Raw genomic sequence first — 13,105 nt, forward strand, 5'->3', positions numbered from 1 at the left:
TTCTTTGAGTAATCAATTCCATATAAACTCCAGTTGAAGAAATTCGTAATGAGCAGAAAGCTCTTTTTGGATGGCTTCCTTCTTTTTTAACAAATCTTTGGTATCAACCATTTGTGTTTTACTCTTTACTTTTGCACATACTTTAAATAGCATACCAACTTTATAGATTGTACAAGCTTCTAGAACGAGAGAAGCTTCCAAGTGATTCTCGATTCGTTTTTTTATCGTTTCTTGAATAGGAGCATCGGTTAATTTTCCACCACTTAATTCAATAAATGCTTCTTTCAATACACGAAAAGGTGTCTTGATTGTTAAACTAGCTAAAATGCTTGTAATAAAGAAGTCGCCTGTATAAAGTAAAAAGCTCCAAATTGAATCTTCTTTGATAAAAAAAACAATTAGGGCCGTTAAACCAATTCCGGCAGACATAATTCCATCTATCATGGTTCCTTTAGTTTCTGCCTGAAGGAGTGTACTAGCACCATTCATTTTTTGATTTTGTCGATAGTAGTACCATGACAAACCTAAACAAAGAATTACCATGATAATCTCATAAGGAATAACCGGACCTATATTCATCTTTTCCCCTTGGCCATAGGCGAAATACAAAAAGGCTTTTTTACTGACTGTTAAGAGAGAAGCACACAGTAAAAAAATGGATAATAAAGACTTAACTATCGCATATAGCGGTTCCAATAGGAAAAGTCCCTGTGGAAAATGCTTTGTTTTCTTTGGACTTATTTTTGAAATAAAAATAGCAGCGATCCCCGAAGCTAATGCAATTATTGTAAAATATGCATCCACAAACAATGCCTGAATCTTCGTTAGTTGATATACCCATAAACCAGCCCCTCCCATAGCAAGATTGACTATGATACCAGCTAATAGCCCTTGTTGTTCTATACGTTTTTGATTCATAATTTCCACCACTCACAAATTTCGATTGATTTTTTCTAGAATTTCTTGAAGTTGTTTTTTTTCTTCTCCTGTAAGAACAGCAATACAACCAAGAAATAATTGATCAAAAAGTTGATAATTATTTTTAAAATATTCTTCAAGCTCTTCACTCAAGGTTAAATATTGAACTCTCCCATCTGTCTTAGATGGTCTTTTTGTCAGATATTTTTTTTCAATGAATTTCTGAATAATTCTTGTAGCAGCAGGCTTTGAAATTTTCGCTTTTTCCGAAAACTTGGTAAGTGTAGGCTTTTTCAAAGAATACAAAATATCTAAATAATGTTCGTCATTAGAAGATAATTCCGAAAAATTCTGATCTCTTTGAGAATTGTTTTGATAGAGAATTGTTGTTTTTTCATATATATCAGAGAACTGTTGACTAATTGTTTTCATACTTCCCTCTCCTTTTGGTTAACAAAAGTAATTACTTTCGTTAACTATATTAACACAAAAAAAGTTTCTGTCAAACTAATTTTAGTCACAGTGACGACCCGAAATTCGTCGAAGATTGTTAGATTAATTGAAAGGTCTGTAATCTTTCTTCTTACAATAAAAAACCTCTTCAAGTTTTGATTGGAAGAGGATATCCTTTACCAGTGCAACCTTTTTTATAATATCCGTTTTTTTCAGATTTCCTTGATAATATATCAGCAAGCATTTCCCATTTAAACTCCCTCAACACTAAACTTTAACAGAGCCTAATAATAAATAAAACTCGCGATAATATAGTAAATGTACATTAAATAACTAATGGTGACTAAGCAAAGTGAACAAATATTTATTAATTTCGAATATCCTACCTTTTTAAAAAGATGGTAAGTTAATACGAAGAGACCTAGAATAATCAATTGTATGATAACTGTTATATAGAAATATGCATGTAAAGACTCTCCTCCTCCAATGTACATACCCAGACCTACTAAAATAATCCCAAATAACCCATATATAGCAGTAGTATTATTTAGCGTTCTATTATTAAATTTTACTGTTTTAGCTGGAAATAATGTTATTCCTAACACCATGAAACCTATACAAATATGAACTAAAAATGCTAACAATATTATGTCCCCTATCTTTTGATTTTAGTCACAGTGACGCCCCGAAATTTGTCGAAGATTGCTAGATTAATTGAAAGGTCTATAACCTTCTCCTCGCAATAAAAAGCCTCCTCAAGTTTGATTGGAAGAGGCTCTCTTATATACTACTTATATTAATTTCAGGTGGTTTTTGTAAACTTTAAGAATGGAAATAACACAAAGAAATTAAATTATTGCTGTCGAAGGTTATTAATTTTTTCTTTGGTGAAGCCAGTAATATCACTTATGGTTTTATTGTCTATCCCTTTTTGAATCATACTAAGTGCCAAATCTCTGATAGCTTCTTGTCTTCCTTTTTCTAGTCCTTTTTGTTCGCCCTTTAGTAATCCTTCTTGTAATCCTTTCTGTAATCCCAAGCTTTCTGCCCGTTTTAACGCGGATTTTTCATCCAATAACGCTTTTCTTCTTGCCTCGTATGCAAGCAATACCAAGGATAAAACATCAGCCACTGATAATTCGTATGTTTTATAGCATCACTAATTTCCCAGTGAAAACACATAAGTATTACATGATTGAAATTAGATTGTATATTAATCAGAAATTCAAGTACCTAAAATATTGTGCCTTTAAAATATTTTCCGTTTAAATACTGACCAAATCCAGGAAGTGCGATGCTCCATATTAATTTTCAAATATGTTTTATTCACTGATCATGCCCCAGCAATTGTTTATACTATATTTCTTTTGCAATTTCTTTTCTATTAGGAGCAAGTGGGGGCTGTTCTAACCATTTATTTTGAACCATAATATTAAACCATTTTTTTGTAACCATAAGATTCTTTAGAATAGTACCTTCATAAGTTGTCACAAGGTCTGTTCGCATGGCTGATGCTAGGCCTGCCCCATGATAGTTTTGTGCCGCTTGAAACAAGAATCCAATATGATATAACATTAATTTATCGGAAAAAGGAGAGTCCGTTGAAGTTGTCACTTCTGTTTCCCAATATTTAGGAACTGGTAAGTTATCAGCTTGCATTATTTTTGAAAATGCTTTTATTTGACCATCAGCTGTTTTTTCGGATTCGGTTAAAAACTTTCTTACTTCTTTTGTTTGAGCGACTTGACTGAATGCGATAGAAAGGGTTTTAGCCATAATGTTTTTTTTTAGGTTGAAAGAAATACTAATGATTTCTGTCGCTGCTAGTTTTCTACCCTTTCCGAAGAATCCATCTATGAAATCTTGGCTGGAAACATATTCAGGGTTTTTAGCTGGATAAAATAAAGGGTCTCTTTGAAAACTTCCTTTCTCAAGCAATAAATCAATTGTTTGATGATACATCCTTTTTCCATCATTATCACAGGAGTCGTAAAAGTACCGTAAGTCTTCTCTTACAGAAACGCCCAATGAAGTTGAGTGTCCCAGCAAACCATGTAATGTCATGATATGCAAATAATTTAGGCAAAAGATATCTGTAAACAACCTCTGTTTATCTTTAAAGAGGTCAGATTCTGTGAATCCAATGGGAACTGGAAATCCCTCATTTTTTATAAAAGTAACGATTTGTTGTTTTTGCTTTTCGAATGTTTTGATAGCATCTTCAAAAATGGCTTTAATTGACTCATCCTCAATAATAGAAAACATATACCTATTTACTACATCAACTGCTGTGCCATTAATATATTCTCCCCACAAAGTTCCTATTTCGGAAGATGTGAGTTTTAATTTTTCCTTTTCCATATTGTCACCCTTTTCTATATTGTTACTTTTTTAAATATTATTTACCAATTCATCATGAGATATGAATTTTTATTGGACATAAAAAGAGGGAATAGATTCTTAGTGAACGAAGTCAACAAAAAAGGCAAGCAAAACTTTGCTCACCTTTTTCCTACTACAATAAGAATTTTTTATACCGCCATTTACTTTCCATATCCCAACTTCTATAGGCATATACTCACACCTCTATATAATATTATTTAAGAGAAAAAATAGTAATTTCCACACTGTTATTTATAGTATAATATTACCATATTCCCCTAGGAGAAAGGTGAGTTAAATTGTCAAAAACTAAATCTTTAACACACGACGCAATAATAAAGGCATTAGATTGGTCTTATGATAAAGCAATTAATGGTGGTGTACCTGGAATGGACACTGCCATAGAATTAGCTGATAGTTACTTGAAAAAGAGTGGAACCTTAGATGAAAAAGTTAAAAGTTTAATACTATGGCAAAACACCAAAAGTGCTACTAGTGGATTTTTAACAGGTTTGGGGGGACTTATTACATTACCTGTTGCTGTACCCACCAATATAACAAGCGTTATTTTAGTTCAAATGAGAATGGTTGCGGCTATTGCACATATGGGTGGTTATGATGTAAAAGATGACCAGATTAAATCTTTTGTTTATGCTTGTTTAGCTGGAAGTGGAGCAAAAGATATTCTTAAAAACGCAGGGATCCAGATAGGGAACAAACTCGCATTAACCGGTATTAAAAAAATTCCTTTCGAAGTAATAAAAAGAATCAACCAAGCTGTAGGATTTCGTTTACTAACAAAGTTTGGAGAAAAAGGAGTTATAAATTTAGGCAAGATGGTTCCTTTAGCAGGAGGAATTATTGGTGGTACCGTAGATGCAGTTGCTACAAATACTATAGGGAACGTTGCATACAAGCTGTTTATTCAAGAACAAAACATTAATAGTAATGATGAACCTGAAATTATTGATATGTTATAGCAATCGAAGCATCTACATACTTACTCTAACTTGCATTAATTAGAAATCAGCTTGATGCTACATATCAAATAGGATTTAAAGCTTTTACACTTAACAGTGATAATATTCAAGAATGGGAAATAGTAAATAAAGCTATTTCCCACGATAATTGTGATTTTTTAATTGTTGCTTCTGAAAGATTTCATAGTAAACCTTTTAAAGAGGAAACATTGCCACTACTTGAAAGAGGTCCTGGAATAGCATTAATAGTTGTAGATGAGGCACATTGCATTTCAGACTGGGGACACGATTTTTGACAAAAATACAAAAAAATCATTCAATTTGTTAATACATTAGAAAATCAAATACCTATGCTGCTACAACCGCTACAGCAAATGAACGAGTTATTTTAACCACAGTGACGCCCCGAAATTTGTCGAAGATTGCTAGATTAATTGAAAGGTCTATAACCTTCTCCTCGCAATAAAAAGCCTCCTCAAGTTTGATTGGAAGAGGCTCTCTTATATACTACTTATATTAATTTCAGGTGGTTTTTGTAAACTTTAAGAATGGATATGACACAAAGAGATAATTAGCAATTAATTATTGCTGTGAAGGCTATTAATCTCTTCTTTTTTGAGACCAGTAATATCACTTATGGTTTTACTGTCTATCCCTTTTTGAATCATACTAAGTGCCAAATCTCTGATAGCTTCTTGTCTTCCTTTTTCTAGTCCTTTTTGTTCGCCCTTTAGTAATCCTTCTTGTAATCCTTTCTGTAATCCCAAGCTTTCTGCTCGTTTTAGCGCAGATTTTTCATCCAATAATGCTTTTCTTCTTGCCTCGTATGCAAGCAACACTTCAGGATCTTGACTGACACGTTCCCATTCGTCCATTGCTTTTTTTAATACTTGATCTTCTTGCATTGGCAATCTCCTCCAATACTTGCGTGATTTCTTCGTCTTCAGAGGCTTCCAGTAATAATAACCATCTTACTAATTGATCTTCTCTTGAGTCGACTTCTTTTCTGCGCCATTTAATAAGAAGTTTAGGAAGTTCCATGAAATGAATTTCTAGCATGTCGGTTAACAATACTTTTTCTTCTTGTTCATATAACTGAAAAATGGAATGGTAATGGTGGATGTGAGATAAATAACGAAAATTTATAATGTTAATCGTAATCGTTTGACATAGCTCGTTATTGTCCATTCCTTCTTTCATTTGGCGACTATACATTTTGGACCAATAATAAAGGGTTCTCTTTTCCATATCATGCTTATTATTTAGTTGAATTTCAATATTTATGCGCGTTCCGTCTTCTAATTGTGCGTGAACGTCTAGAATGGATTGTTAATCTTCGAGGTTTTCTTTATTAAAATGTGGATCTAACAGGTGAACGATTGTAATTTTCTTTTCCGCAGATAAACGTAGAGCGGCAATTAAAAAAGTAGCTAAAATCGATTCATTTCCATGGGTTCCAAAAAGTGATTTAAAGGCAAAGTCAATACGCAAATCTAATCGTTTGGTCATTATCTCCTCCGTAAATTCTCTTTTATTTAGTCATAAACTTGTTATTTTCAGTCACCCGTACAACCACAAGAGGTGTTTATGCCCACATCACAGAATCGATAAAAGAAAAACTATGGATTTCATCGAAAAATTCATTTCAAAATAAGTTTTAAGCAAGGCATGTGGTCAATGTGAACATACCTTACTTAAAAACCTTGTTATATCAACGTTAGTAAAGCCACACACTCAACATGAGCCGTATGCGGAAACATATCCACTGGCTGAATATACTCTACCTTATATTCCTTCGACAAATAATCAATATCCTTTGCCAATGTAGACGGATTGCAGGATACGTATACAAATTTCTTTGGTTTTACTTTTTTAATGGCGTTTAGTAGTTTTTGGTCGCAGCCTGTTCGTGGTGGATCGACTACTACTACGTCTGGTTGCCAGCCTTCTTCTACCCATTTTGGGAGCCAATGTTCGGCTGTTCCTGTTACGTAGGTGGCATTTTTGATTCCATGGCGGGTTGCATTTTTTTGTGCGTCTTGAATTGCTGCATCAATGGTATCCATCCCTCGGACTTCGCTTGCACCATCTGCCAGCCATAATCCGATTGTTCCTACACCGCAGTATGCATCGGCAATTTTTTCTTTGCCTGTTAGTGCGGCAGCTTTTTTTACTTCATCGTACAATGTTACCGTTTGAATAGGATTTAATTGAAAAAATGCTCGTGCAGATAATTCGAAATGGATGTCTCCCAATGTTTCTTGAATTACTTCTTCTCCTCTTAAATGCAAGGTTTTTTCTCCGAATATAAGAGACGTTTTGTTACCGTTAATATTTTGCACAAGTGATTTTACTTCTGGTAGTCTTTCTTGAATTTCTGCCATGATTTTCTTTTTACGCGGCACTTCTTTTTGCGTTGTAATTAATACCACTTGCACTTCGCCTGATTGAAAGCCTGCACGGGTTACGATTGTCCGGACAATGCCTTTTTGTGTACGCTCATTATAGATTGGAACTTGCTGTTCTTCTAGTATTTGTCTTACTTCTTCTGATACTTTATTTGTTAATGGATGCTGCACCATGCAATTTTGAATAGGAACTAACCGATGGGAATCAAGTCCATATAAACCTGCAATAATTTCACCGTTTTTCTGCTGTCCCATTTGAAATTGGCTTTTATTGCGATAATTCCATGGGTCCTTCATGCCAAGAGTCGGACGAATAACCAATTTGTCCACTTTTAACTTGGTATGGCGCTCCATTGATTGCATCACAATATCGCGTTTTTCCTTTAGCTGCTGATCGTATGCCAAATGCTGAAGCTGACACCCTCCGCATTGATCATAGATCGGACAAGGCGCTTTTACTCGGAATGGAGAGGCTTTGCGAATTTTTTTTATTTTTCCTTCTGAAAACTTAGGCTGAACTTTTGTTGCTTCCACTACCACTTCTTCACCAGGAAGTGCACCAGACACAAACACAACCTGCCGTTTGAAATAGCCAACGCCTTCTCCATTAATGCCTAGACGTTTTATTGTTAAAGGGAATGTTTGTCCTTGGGTCAATTTAACCGTATTAGTTTGCTTGTTTTCTTTCATTTTAATGCTCCGTTCTTTTATAGTGCGTGTTCAAAAAGGAGGATAAAAAGGACCGAGAAGTTCGAGGCGGTTTAGCTTCGAGCATCACAGCGTATGGTGTTAATACGTGAGAAGCGGAGAAGCAAACCAACGAAGAAATTCGATGTGTCATTTTTACCGGACTTTTGAACAACCTCTTATAACTAGAAATCATCCTTTAATAATAAGGCTTCTTATTTCGAATATCCAGCTATTCTATTTACCAAATCATTCAATGCTTCGCCATAAATAAAGAGAAGCATAGCTTAAATAAGGATGCCAATGAATAATTAACTCCTCCATTTGTTCTTTTGTTGGCTTTTTTTCTAACTGAAGCAGATTTTTCAAGGCATTTTGAATACCTATATCAGCAATCGGAAATAAATTATCTCTTCCTAATCCGAATAATAAAAAATTTTGTACCGTCCATGGTCCGATTCCTCTTAGCGGAAGTAGCTCTGCCATTATTTCTTCATCTGTTTTTTGTTCTAAATGTTCTAAATGCAAATTTCCGTCAGCTATTTGTTTCGATAAATTAATCACATATTCTGCTTTTCGTGTGCTGAATTGCAGCTCTCTCAACTCTTCCACTGTCAATTCTGCGACGGTTTCTGGCTGTGGATAAAACCAAACTCCTTCTTTTTCAAAGCCATATGTAGTCACAAATCTTTGCGTAAGCGTATAGGCAAATTTGAGATTTAGTTGTTGATGGATAATGCATTTTACTAAACAGTTATATGGACTGAAATCTAATACAATAGGTGTGCCGTAGTGGGTTTCAAACAGTTCTTTTAAATCGGTACTTTGAAAATGATCATGAATGGAAAGAAGTGATTTATCCCACTGGAAAATCCGCGTTATTTCTTGTAAAAGCATTGCTTCCTTTTTTCCGTTAATCCCATCTACCTCAAAAGCAGATTGCTCTGTTGTTCCAGTTGCTTTAATAGTAACAACATACGGAATTTTTTCTATTAAAAGTGGAACCTTCACACTTCTATCAGCAATATTCACCTCATGAAGGGGATCTAATGCTAAACGACTTAAAACAAAATCAAAATTATATGGTCCTGCAACTTTCATTTTCCGCAAAAGGAATCATCCGTTCTCTTTTTTTTCGTATTATAGCATGGATATCGCTGGAAATACTACGGCTTCGATTCCTAAGAATAAGTATTGTTTCAGTTTTCACTTGTTTTGTTTCATTTTAGCTGGTTATTGTTTCAGTTTTATCCTTTTTTGTTTCAGTTTTTGCTGATTTTATTTCAAATTTTCCGACACAGCTATTTTCCCTATCAAAAAAGCAGACCCAAATCGGGTCTGCTTCATTCAACCTTATTTTTCTGCGTCAAATCATCCAAGCTCTTGAAGGTATAGCCTCTTTTCTTTAACTCTTTAATTGCTTGTTCGAGTGCGTCAGCATTATCTTTTGAAACGGTATGAAGCAGCATAATACAGCCTGGATGTGCTTGGGCCATAATATTATCATAGCTGTATTTCCAGCCTTTTTGCTGATCGGTTTTCCAATCAACAAAAGCCAATGACCAGAATACTTGTGTATAGCCAAGTTCTTTTCCTAATTTAAGGGTGCGCTCACTAAACACTCCCCTTGGCGGACGTAGATAGGTCATGCCTTTTTTTCCAGTTAGTGCTTCTGTTTCTGTTACCACTGTCTCTAATTCTGTTTTCAGTTTTTCATCCGAAACTTGGGTGAAATCCGGATGATGGTAGGAATGATTACCGATAATATGGCCTTCATTCGCCATTCTTTTTACTAAATCAGGTGCGCTTTTTATATAATGACCAGTGATAAAAAAAGTAGCTGGCACTTTCTCTTTTTTTAATACATCTAATATTTTTCCAGTGTAGCCATTTTCGTAGCCATTATCAAATGTTAGATAAAGAACTTTTTTATCTGCAGTATCTTTATAATAAGCCCCATATTTTTTTAGCAGTTCGTCTAGCTGTTTACCTGCTTCTGCCGGCTGCTCATTTGCTGCCTTTTTAAAACCCCAGTTGATCGGACTGTTGGAAACATTGGCAAATGCATGTTGGATTCCAACAGATAAGATAAGACAGAGCATAACAGCATATTTAACTATAAGCTTCACTTGCTTTTCCTCCTTAACAAACCATAATCTTCTTTTTATTGTTTGTGTTATAAGAGGAAAAAATGCTTGGTTAATTCTACATAAAAATTTCTTTTATCTTCTTTTTTATTGATTTTATTTTTTATTTATCTTCTTTTTTATCGGATTTATCGATTTTTTGACAAAATACGCTAAATTACGACTCAGTTACTGAAAAACAACGTCCTTAAATTGAGCTAATTTTTCTAATGAAGACTTCTCCACATCTTTGTGAAGGGAATTGCCATGTGCATCCATTGTGACTACTGCTTTAAAGCCTTCGACGCGCAAATGCCACATTGCTTCTGGGATGCCGAATTGCATTAAATCCACTCCTTCAACCGATTTCATACAGTCTGCGTAATATTGAGCCGCACCGCCAATAGCATTTAAATACACACCACCATGTTCTTCTAAGGCCTTTAATGTTTTAGCACCCATTCCGCCTTTTCCAATAACAGCTCGAATGCCGAATTTTTTCATAATATCACCTTGATACGGTTCTTCTCTAATGCTAGTAGTTGGTCCCGCTGCCTTTACATGCCATTTTCCCTCATCATCTTTTAGCATGACTGGTCCGCAATGATAAATAATTTGACCATTTAAATCAATAGGAGCATCGTTTGTACTTAAATGTTTATGGATGGCATCCCTGCCTGTATACATCATGCCATTTATTTGCACAACATCGCCGACCTTCAATTGGCGAATAGCTTCTTCACTTACTGGCGCCTGTAAGGTAATCACTTCTTCTTGATCTGCTGATGGGGCCTTTTCTTCTTTGTTAAAATCTATTTTCTCTCCGTCTTGATATTTCCATTCTGAAATCGCTCCTGTATCTGCATTTATTTTTACAGCCAGGCGACGAAAAGCCCAACAATTATACGCAACAGAAACGAAAAAGCTTGCTGGGATTCTGTTCATCACTCCCACTTTGCAGCCTAAAAGTGTTGTTTCGCCTCCAAATCCCATCGTTCCAATCCCAAGCTTATTAGCGTTTTCCATAATATACGTCTCAAGTGCAGCAAGCTCAGGAATAGGGTTCGTATCTTCAACAGAACGAAAAAGCTGCTCTTTTGCCAAATCATAACCAGCAGAACGATCGCCGCCAATTCCTACGCCAATAAAACCAGCACTGCAGCCTTGACCTTGTGCCTGATAAACCGAATGCATGATACATTTTCTGATTCCATCTAAATCTCGTCCCGCTCTCCCTAATCCTTCTAGTTCAGCAGGGAGACTATATTGAATATTTTTATTTTCACAGCCCCCACCTTTTAAAATTAAGGCAACTTCCATATAATCCTTTTCCCATTGCTCAAATTTAATAACTGGTGTACCTGCGCCTAAATTATTTCCACTGTTTTCTCCTGTTAAGGAATCCACTGAATTCGGTCTTAATTTGCCTTTTTTAGTGGCAAACTCCAATGCTTCAAAGATAGCTGCTTTTATCTCTAATTGATTCGTTTGAATGGGTGTTTTTATTTTAAAAGTCGGCAAACCAGTATCCTGACATATTGGTGAAACTTCTTCATCTGCCATGCTGATATTTTGGGTGATTGTCGCTAAGCTCATGGCAGAACGAGTACCCGCACTTTCTGCTGCTTTTGCCTTTTTTATTGCCCTTCGTACATCTTTCGGCAGATTGGTAGAAGTTTCTACAATTAATTGGTACATGCTTTCTGTGAGTTTTTTTCTATTCATATTATTGCTGCTCCCCCTTATCCTTTTTACGAATAACCTATCCCCAACCTAATTTCGTAATAGGAATTCCATCTATAGAAAATTATACTCTTCCTGTCAAAGTGTGAGAAGTGTTTCGCAACCGTTTTCATTTATTGTTTTTTAGAAAAAGCATTTTTCTCAAAGTTTATTGTTTCTTACAAAAGTAGGGAAAGAATACTTAACAGCCTGTATCTAACTGCTGTGGAAATGCTTGAAAGACTAGACTTATGTAGGAGAATTCAACTTCACTGGCAAGAAGAATAAAATCATACTAGGGGAAGGCCCCAAAAATAAAATGAGTTATGGAGGCCTGTAGTGTAGAGCTATTTTACATCTCTATGCTTAAATTCATTGCATTTTGATTCGAGATCATCAATCATTTCAATTAAACGATCAATATCTTCTAATTCTGCTTCTTCTGGATCAATTGCATCAAGCACATCTAAAAACATATTTAACCTTGTTTTTAAAAAATCTACTTGTTCGTTTTTGCCAGTAATGGAACTACCCAAATAAAATCTCTCCTTTCACTAATGTAATCATCCTACCGAACTTTTTACCATTCAGCAATGCCTAACTTTTATTATCTTTTATCAGTTTACACGTTATACTGCTTTTTACTCCTATTGAATAATCTGCCCATCATTTATATGACAATTTTTATTCATAAACTTATTAAAGGCGTTAAACAGAATTAGAACACGTTATCTAACCCCACTTTTTTGAACTTGCATTAATAGTTGAAAAAAAGATCACCATTTTCTCTACATTCGGCGATCTTTTTCTTCGAGTGGATAAGGCTTTATTTTCAGGTAAAACAAACAATAAGACACGAGGCACCCTGACGGAAATTACACTTTATGATAAACTGTTAATAGAAGCAATAGCTAAAAACATATGCTTTATAAACTCGGATGATTATTTATCATTCGGTTTCCTTGAACTGCCGGGAGGTTTGCATTTTCTGCTACATTACTTGATTGAACCTTTACCGTGTTGCCGGCTTCTTTTAATTTTTCTGTAATTGACTGCAATTCTTGTTTTGATTGATGATACGTATCGACTGTATCTTTGGCGATATCCTTTACGTCATTCGCTCTTACACGAACTGTATGTTGAATTTGTTCATATAATGCTTGACCATCACGCCATGCATCTCTAAAAATAGCAGCTGCATCGTAAAATTTTTCACTAAATTTATCCTTCACTTCTGAAGGGTTTTCTTTTAATTCTTGCACCATCTGATTAGAACAAGTTTTGATTGACTCTAATTTTAACTTGACATTATTTCTTGTTGACCTATCCATGAGGGAAAATGTTGTACCAACGAGGCCGCCAATTACCATACCAGCTATTAATTTACTGTTTCGTTTCGCTTCAACAGACATACAATTCCTCTCCCTTT

General features: G+C 35.0%; 11 protein-coding genes and 2 pseudogenes. 1 reads left to right on the forward strand and 12 read right to left on the reverse strand.

The window, feature by feature from the left end:
- Positions 1-12: 12 nt before the first annotated feature.
- The 5 genes and pseudogenes from AC5LWL_RS20595 to AC5LWL_RS20615 all read right to left on the reverse strand — a co-directional run bounded on the left by AC5LWL_RS20595 (position 13) and on the right by AC5LWL_RS20615 (position 3,732).
- A complete protein-coding gene (locus tag AC5LWL_RS20595) occupies positions 13-918 on the reverse strand; it encodes a cation efflux transmembrane domain-containing protein (protein ID WP_493436044.1) in 906 nt (301 codons plus the stop codon).
- Between the two features lie 12 nt (positions 919-930).
- Positions 931-1,350, reverse strand: coding sequence for a MarR family winged helix-turn-helix transcriptional regulator (locus AC5LWL_RS20600; RefSeq protein ID WP_493436045.1), 420 nt, complete (start codon positions 1,348-1,350; stop codon positions 931-933).
- Between the two features lie 874 nt (positions 1,351-2,224).
- The gene (locus AC5LWL_RS20605; RefSeq protein ID WP_493436046.1) at positions 2,225-2,503 is read right to left on the reverse strand and encodes an Rpn/YhgA-type helix-turn-helix domain-containing protein; all 279 of its coding nucleotides are present in this window, start codon (positions 2,501-2,503) and stop codon (positions 2,225-2,227) included.
- Positions 2,470-2,676 (reverse strand): annotated as a pseudogene (locus AC5LWL_RS20610) (hypothetical protein); the annotation flags it as partial. The pseudogene AC5LWL_RS20610 and the gene AC5LWL_RS20605, both read right to left, overlap by 34 nt.
- A 51-nt stretch (positions 2,677-2,727) precedes the next feature.
- Entirely contained in the window at positions 2,728-3,732 is a 1,005-nt protein-coding gene (locus tag AC5LWL_RS20615; RefSeq protein WP_493436047.1) for a DUF3231 family protein, read from the reverse strand.
- Between the two features lie 320 nt (positions 3,733-4,052).
- On the opposite strand from AC5LWL_RS20615, the gene AC5LWL_RS20620 reads away from it, so the two are divergent.
- The gene (locus tag AC5LWL_RS20620) at positions 4,053-4,733 is read left to right on the forward strand and encodes an EcsC family protein (RefSeq protein ID WP_493436048.1); all 681 of its coding nucleotides are present in this window, start codon (positions 4,053-4,055) and stop codon (positions 4,731-4,733) included.
- 578 nt (positions 4,734-5,311) lie between these two features.
- Here AC5LWL_RS20620 and AC5LWL_RS20625 read toward each other — a convergent pair.
- The 7 genes and pseudogenes from AC5LWL_RS20625 to AC5LWL_RS20655 all read right to left on the reverse strand — a co-directional run bounded on the left by AC5LWL_RS20625 (position 5,312) and on the right by AC5LWL_RS20655 (position 13,088).
- Positions 5,312-6,242: pseudogene (locus AC5LWL_RS20625) on the reverse strand (Rpn family recombination-promoting nuclease/putative transposase).
- Positions 6,243-6,439: 197 nt separating this feature from the next.
- Positions 6,440-7,831, reverse strand: a complete 1,392-nt coding sequence (rlmD, locus tag AC5LWL_RS20630; RefSeq protein ID WP_493436049.1) for a 23S rRNA (uracil(1939)-C(5))-methyltransferase RlmD — start codon at positions 7,829-7,831, stop codon at positions 6,440-6,442.
- Positions 7,832-8,077: 246 nt separating this feature from the next.
- Positions 8,078-8,929, reverse strand: coding sequence for a DNA-3-methyladenine glycosylase family protein (locus tag AC5LWL_RS20635; protein ID WP_493436676.1), 852 nt, complete (start codon positions 8,927-8,929; stop codon positions 8,078-8,080).
- A gap of 242 nt (positions 8,930-9,171) precedes the next feature.
- Positions 9,172-9,930, reverse strand: coding sequence for a delta-lactam-biosynthetic de-N-acetylase (pdaA, locus tag AC5LWL_RS20640; protein WP_493436677.1), 759 nt, complete (start codon positions 9,928-9,930; stop codon positions 9,172-9,174).
- A gap of 213 nt (positions 9,931-10,143) precedes the next feature.
- Positions 10,144-11,679 carry a fumarate hydratase gene (locus tag AC5LWL_RS20645; protein WP_493436050.1) on the reverse strand — a complete coding sequence of 512 codons (1,536 nt, stop codon included), beginning with the start codon at positions 11,677-11,679 and terminating at the stop codon, positions 10,144-10,146.
- Positions 11,680-12,023: 344 nt separating this feature from the next.
- Positions 12,024-12,212, reverse strand: coding sequence for an SE1561 family protein (locus AC5LWL_RS20650; RefSeq protein ID WP_493436051.1), 189 nt, complete (start codon positions 12,210-12,212; stop codon positions 12,024-12,026).
- 390 nt (positions 12,213-12,602) lie between these two features.
- The gene (locus tag AC5LWL_RS20655) at positions 12,603-13,088 is read right to left on the reverse strand and encodes a hypothetical protein (protein WP_493436052.1); all 486 of its coding nucleotides are present in this window, start codon (positions 13,086-13,088) and stop codon (positions 12,603-12,605) included.
- Positions 13,089-13,105 lie beyond the last annotated feature (17 nt).

Source organism: Niallia sp. WK069_GA_01, assembly GCF_983173855.1.

What these genes read in the sequence shown, in the direction of transcription:
- AC5LWL_RS20595 (WP_493436044.1), bottom strand. Translation starts at nt 918, where the DNA reads ATGAATCAAAAACGTATAGAACAACAAGGGCTATTAGCTGGTATCATA.
- AC5LWL_RS20600 (WP_493436045.1), bottom strand. Translation starts at nt 1,350, where the DNA reads ATGAAAACAATTAGTCAACAGTTCTCTGATATATATGAAAAAACAACA.
- AC5LWL_RS20615 (WP_493436047.1), bottom strand. Translation starts at nt 3,732, where the DNA reads ATGGAAAAGGAAAAATTAAAACTCACATCTTCCGAAATAGGAACTTTG.
- rlmD (WP_493436049.1), bottom strand. Translation starts at nt 7,831, where the DNA reads ATGAAAGAAAACAAGCAAACTAATACGGTTAAATTGACCCAAGGACAA.
- AC5LWL_RS20635 (WP_493436676.1), bottom strand. Translation starts at nt 8,929, where the DNA reads ATGAAAGTTGCAGGACCATATAATTTTGATTTTGTTTTAAGTCGTTTA.
- pdaA (WP_493436677.1), bottom strand. Translation starts at nt 9,930, where the DNA reads ATGCTCTGTCTTATCTTATCTGTTGGAATCCAACATGCATTTGCCAAT.
- AC5LWL_RS20645 (WP_493436050.1), bottom strand. Translation starts at nt 11,679, where the DNA reads ATGAATAGAAAAAAACTCACAGAAAGCATGTACCAATTAATTGTAGAA.
- AC5LWL_RS20655 (WP_493436052.1), bottom strand. Translation starts at nt 13,088, where the DNA reads ATGTCTGTTGAAGCGAAACGAAACAGTAAATTAATAGCTGGTATGGTA.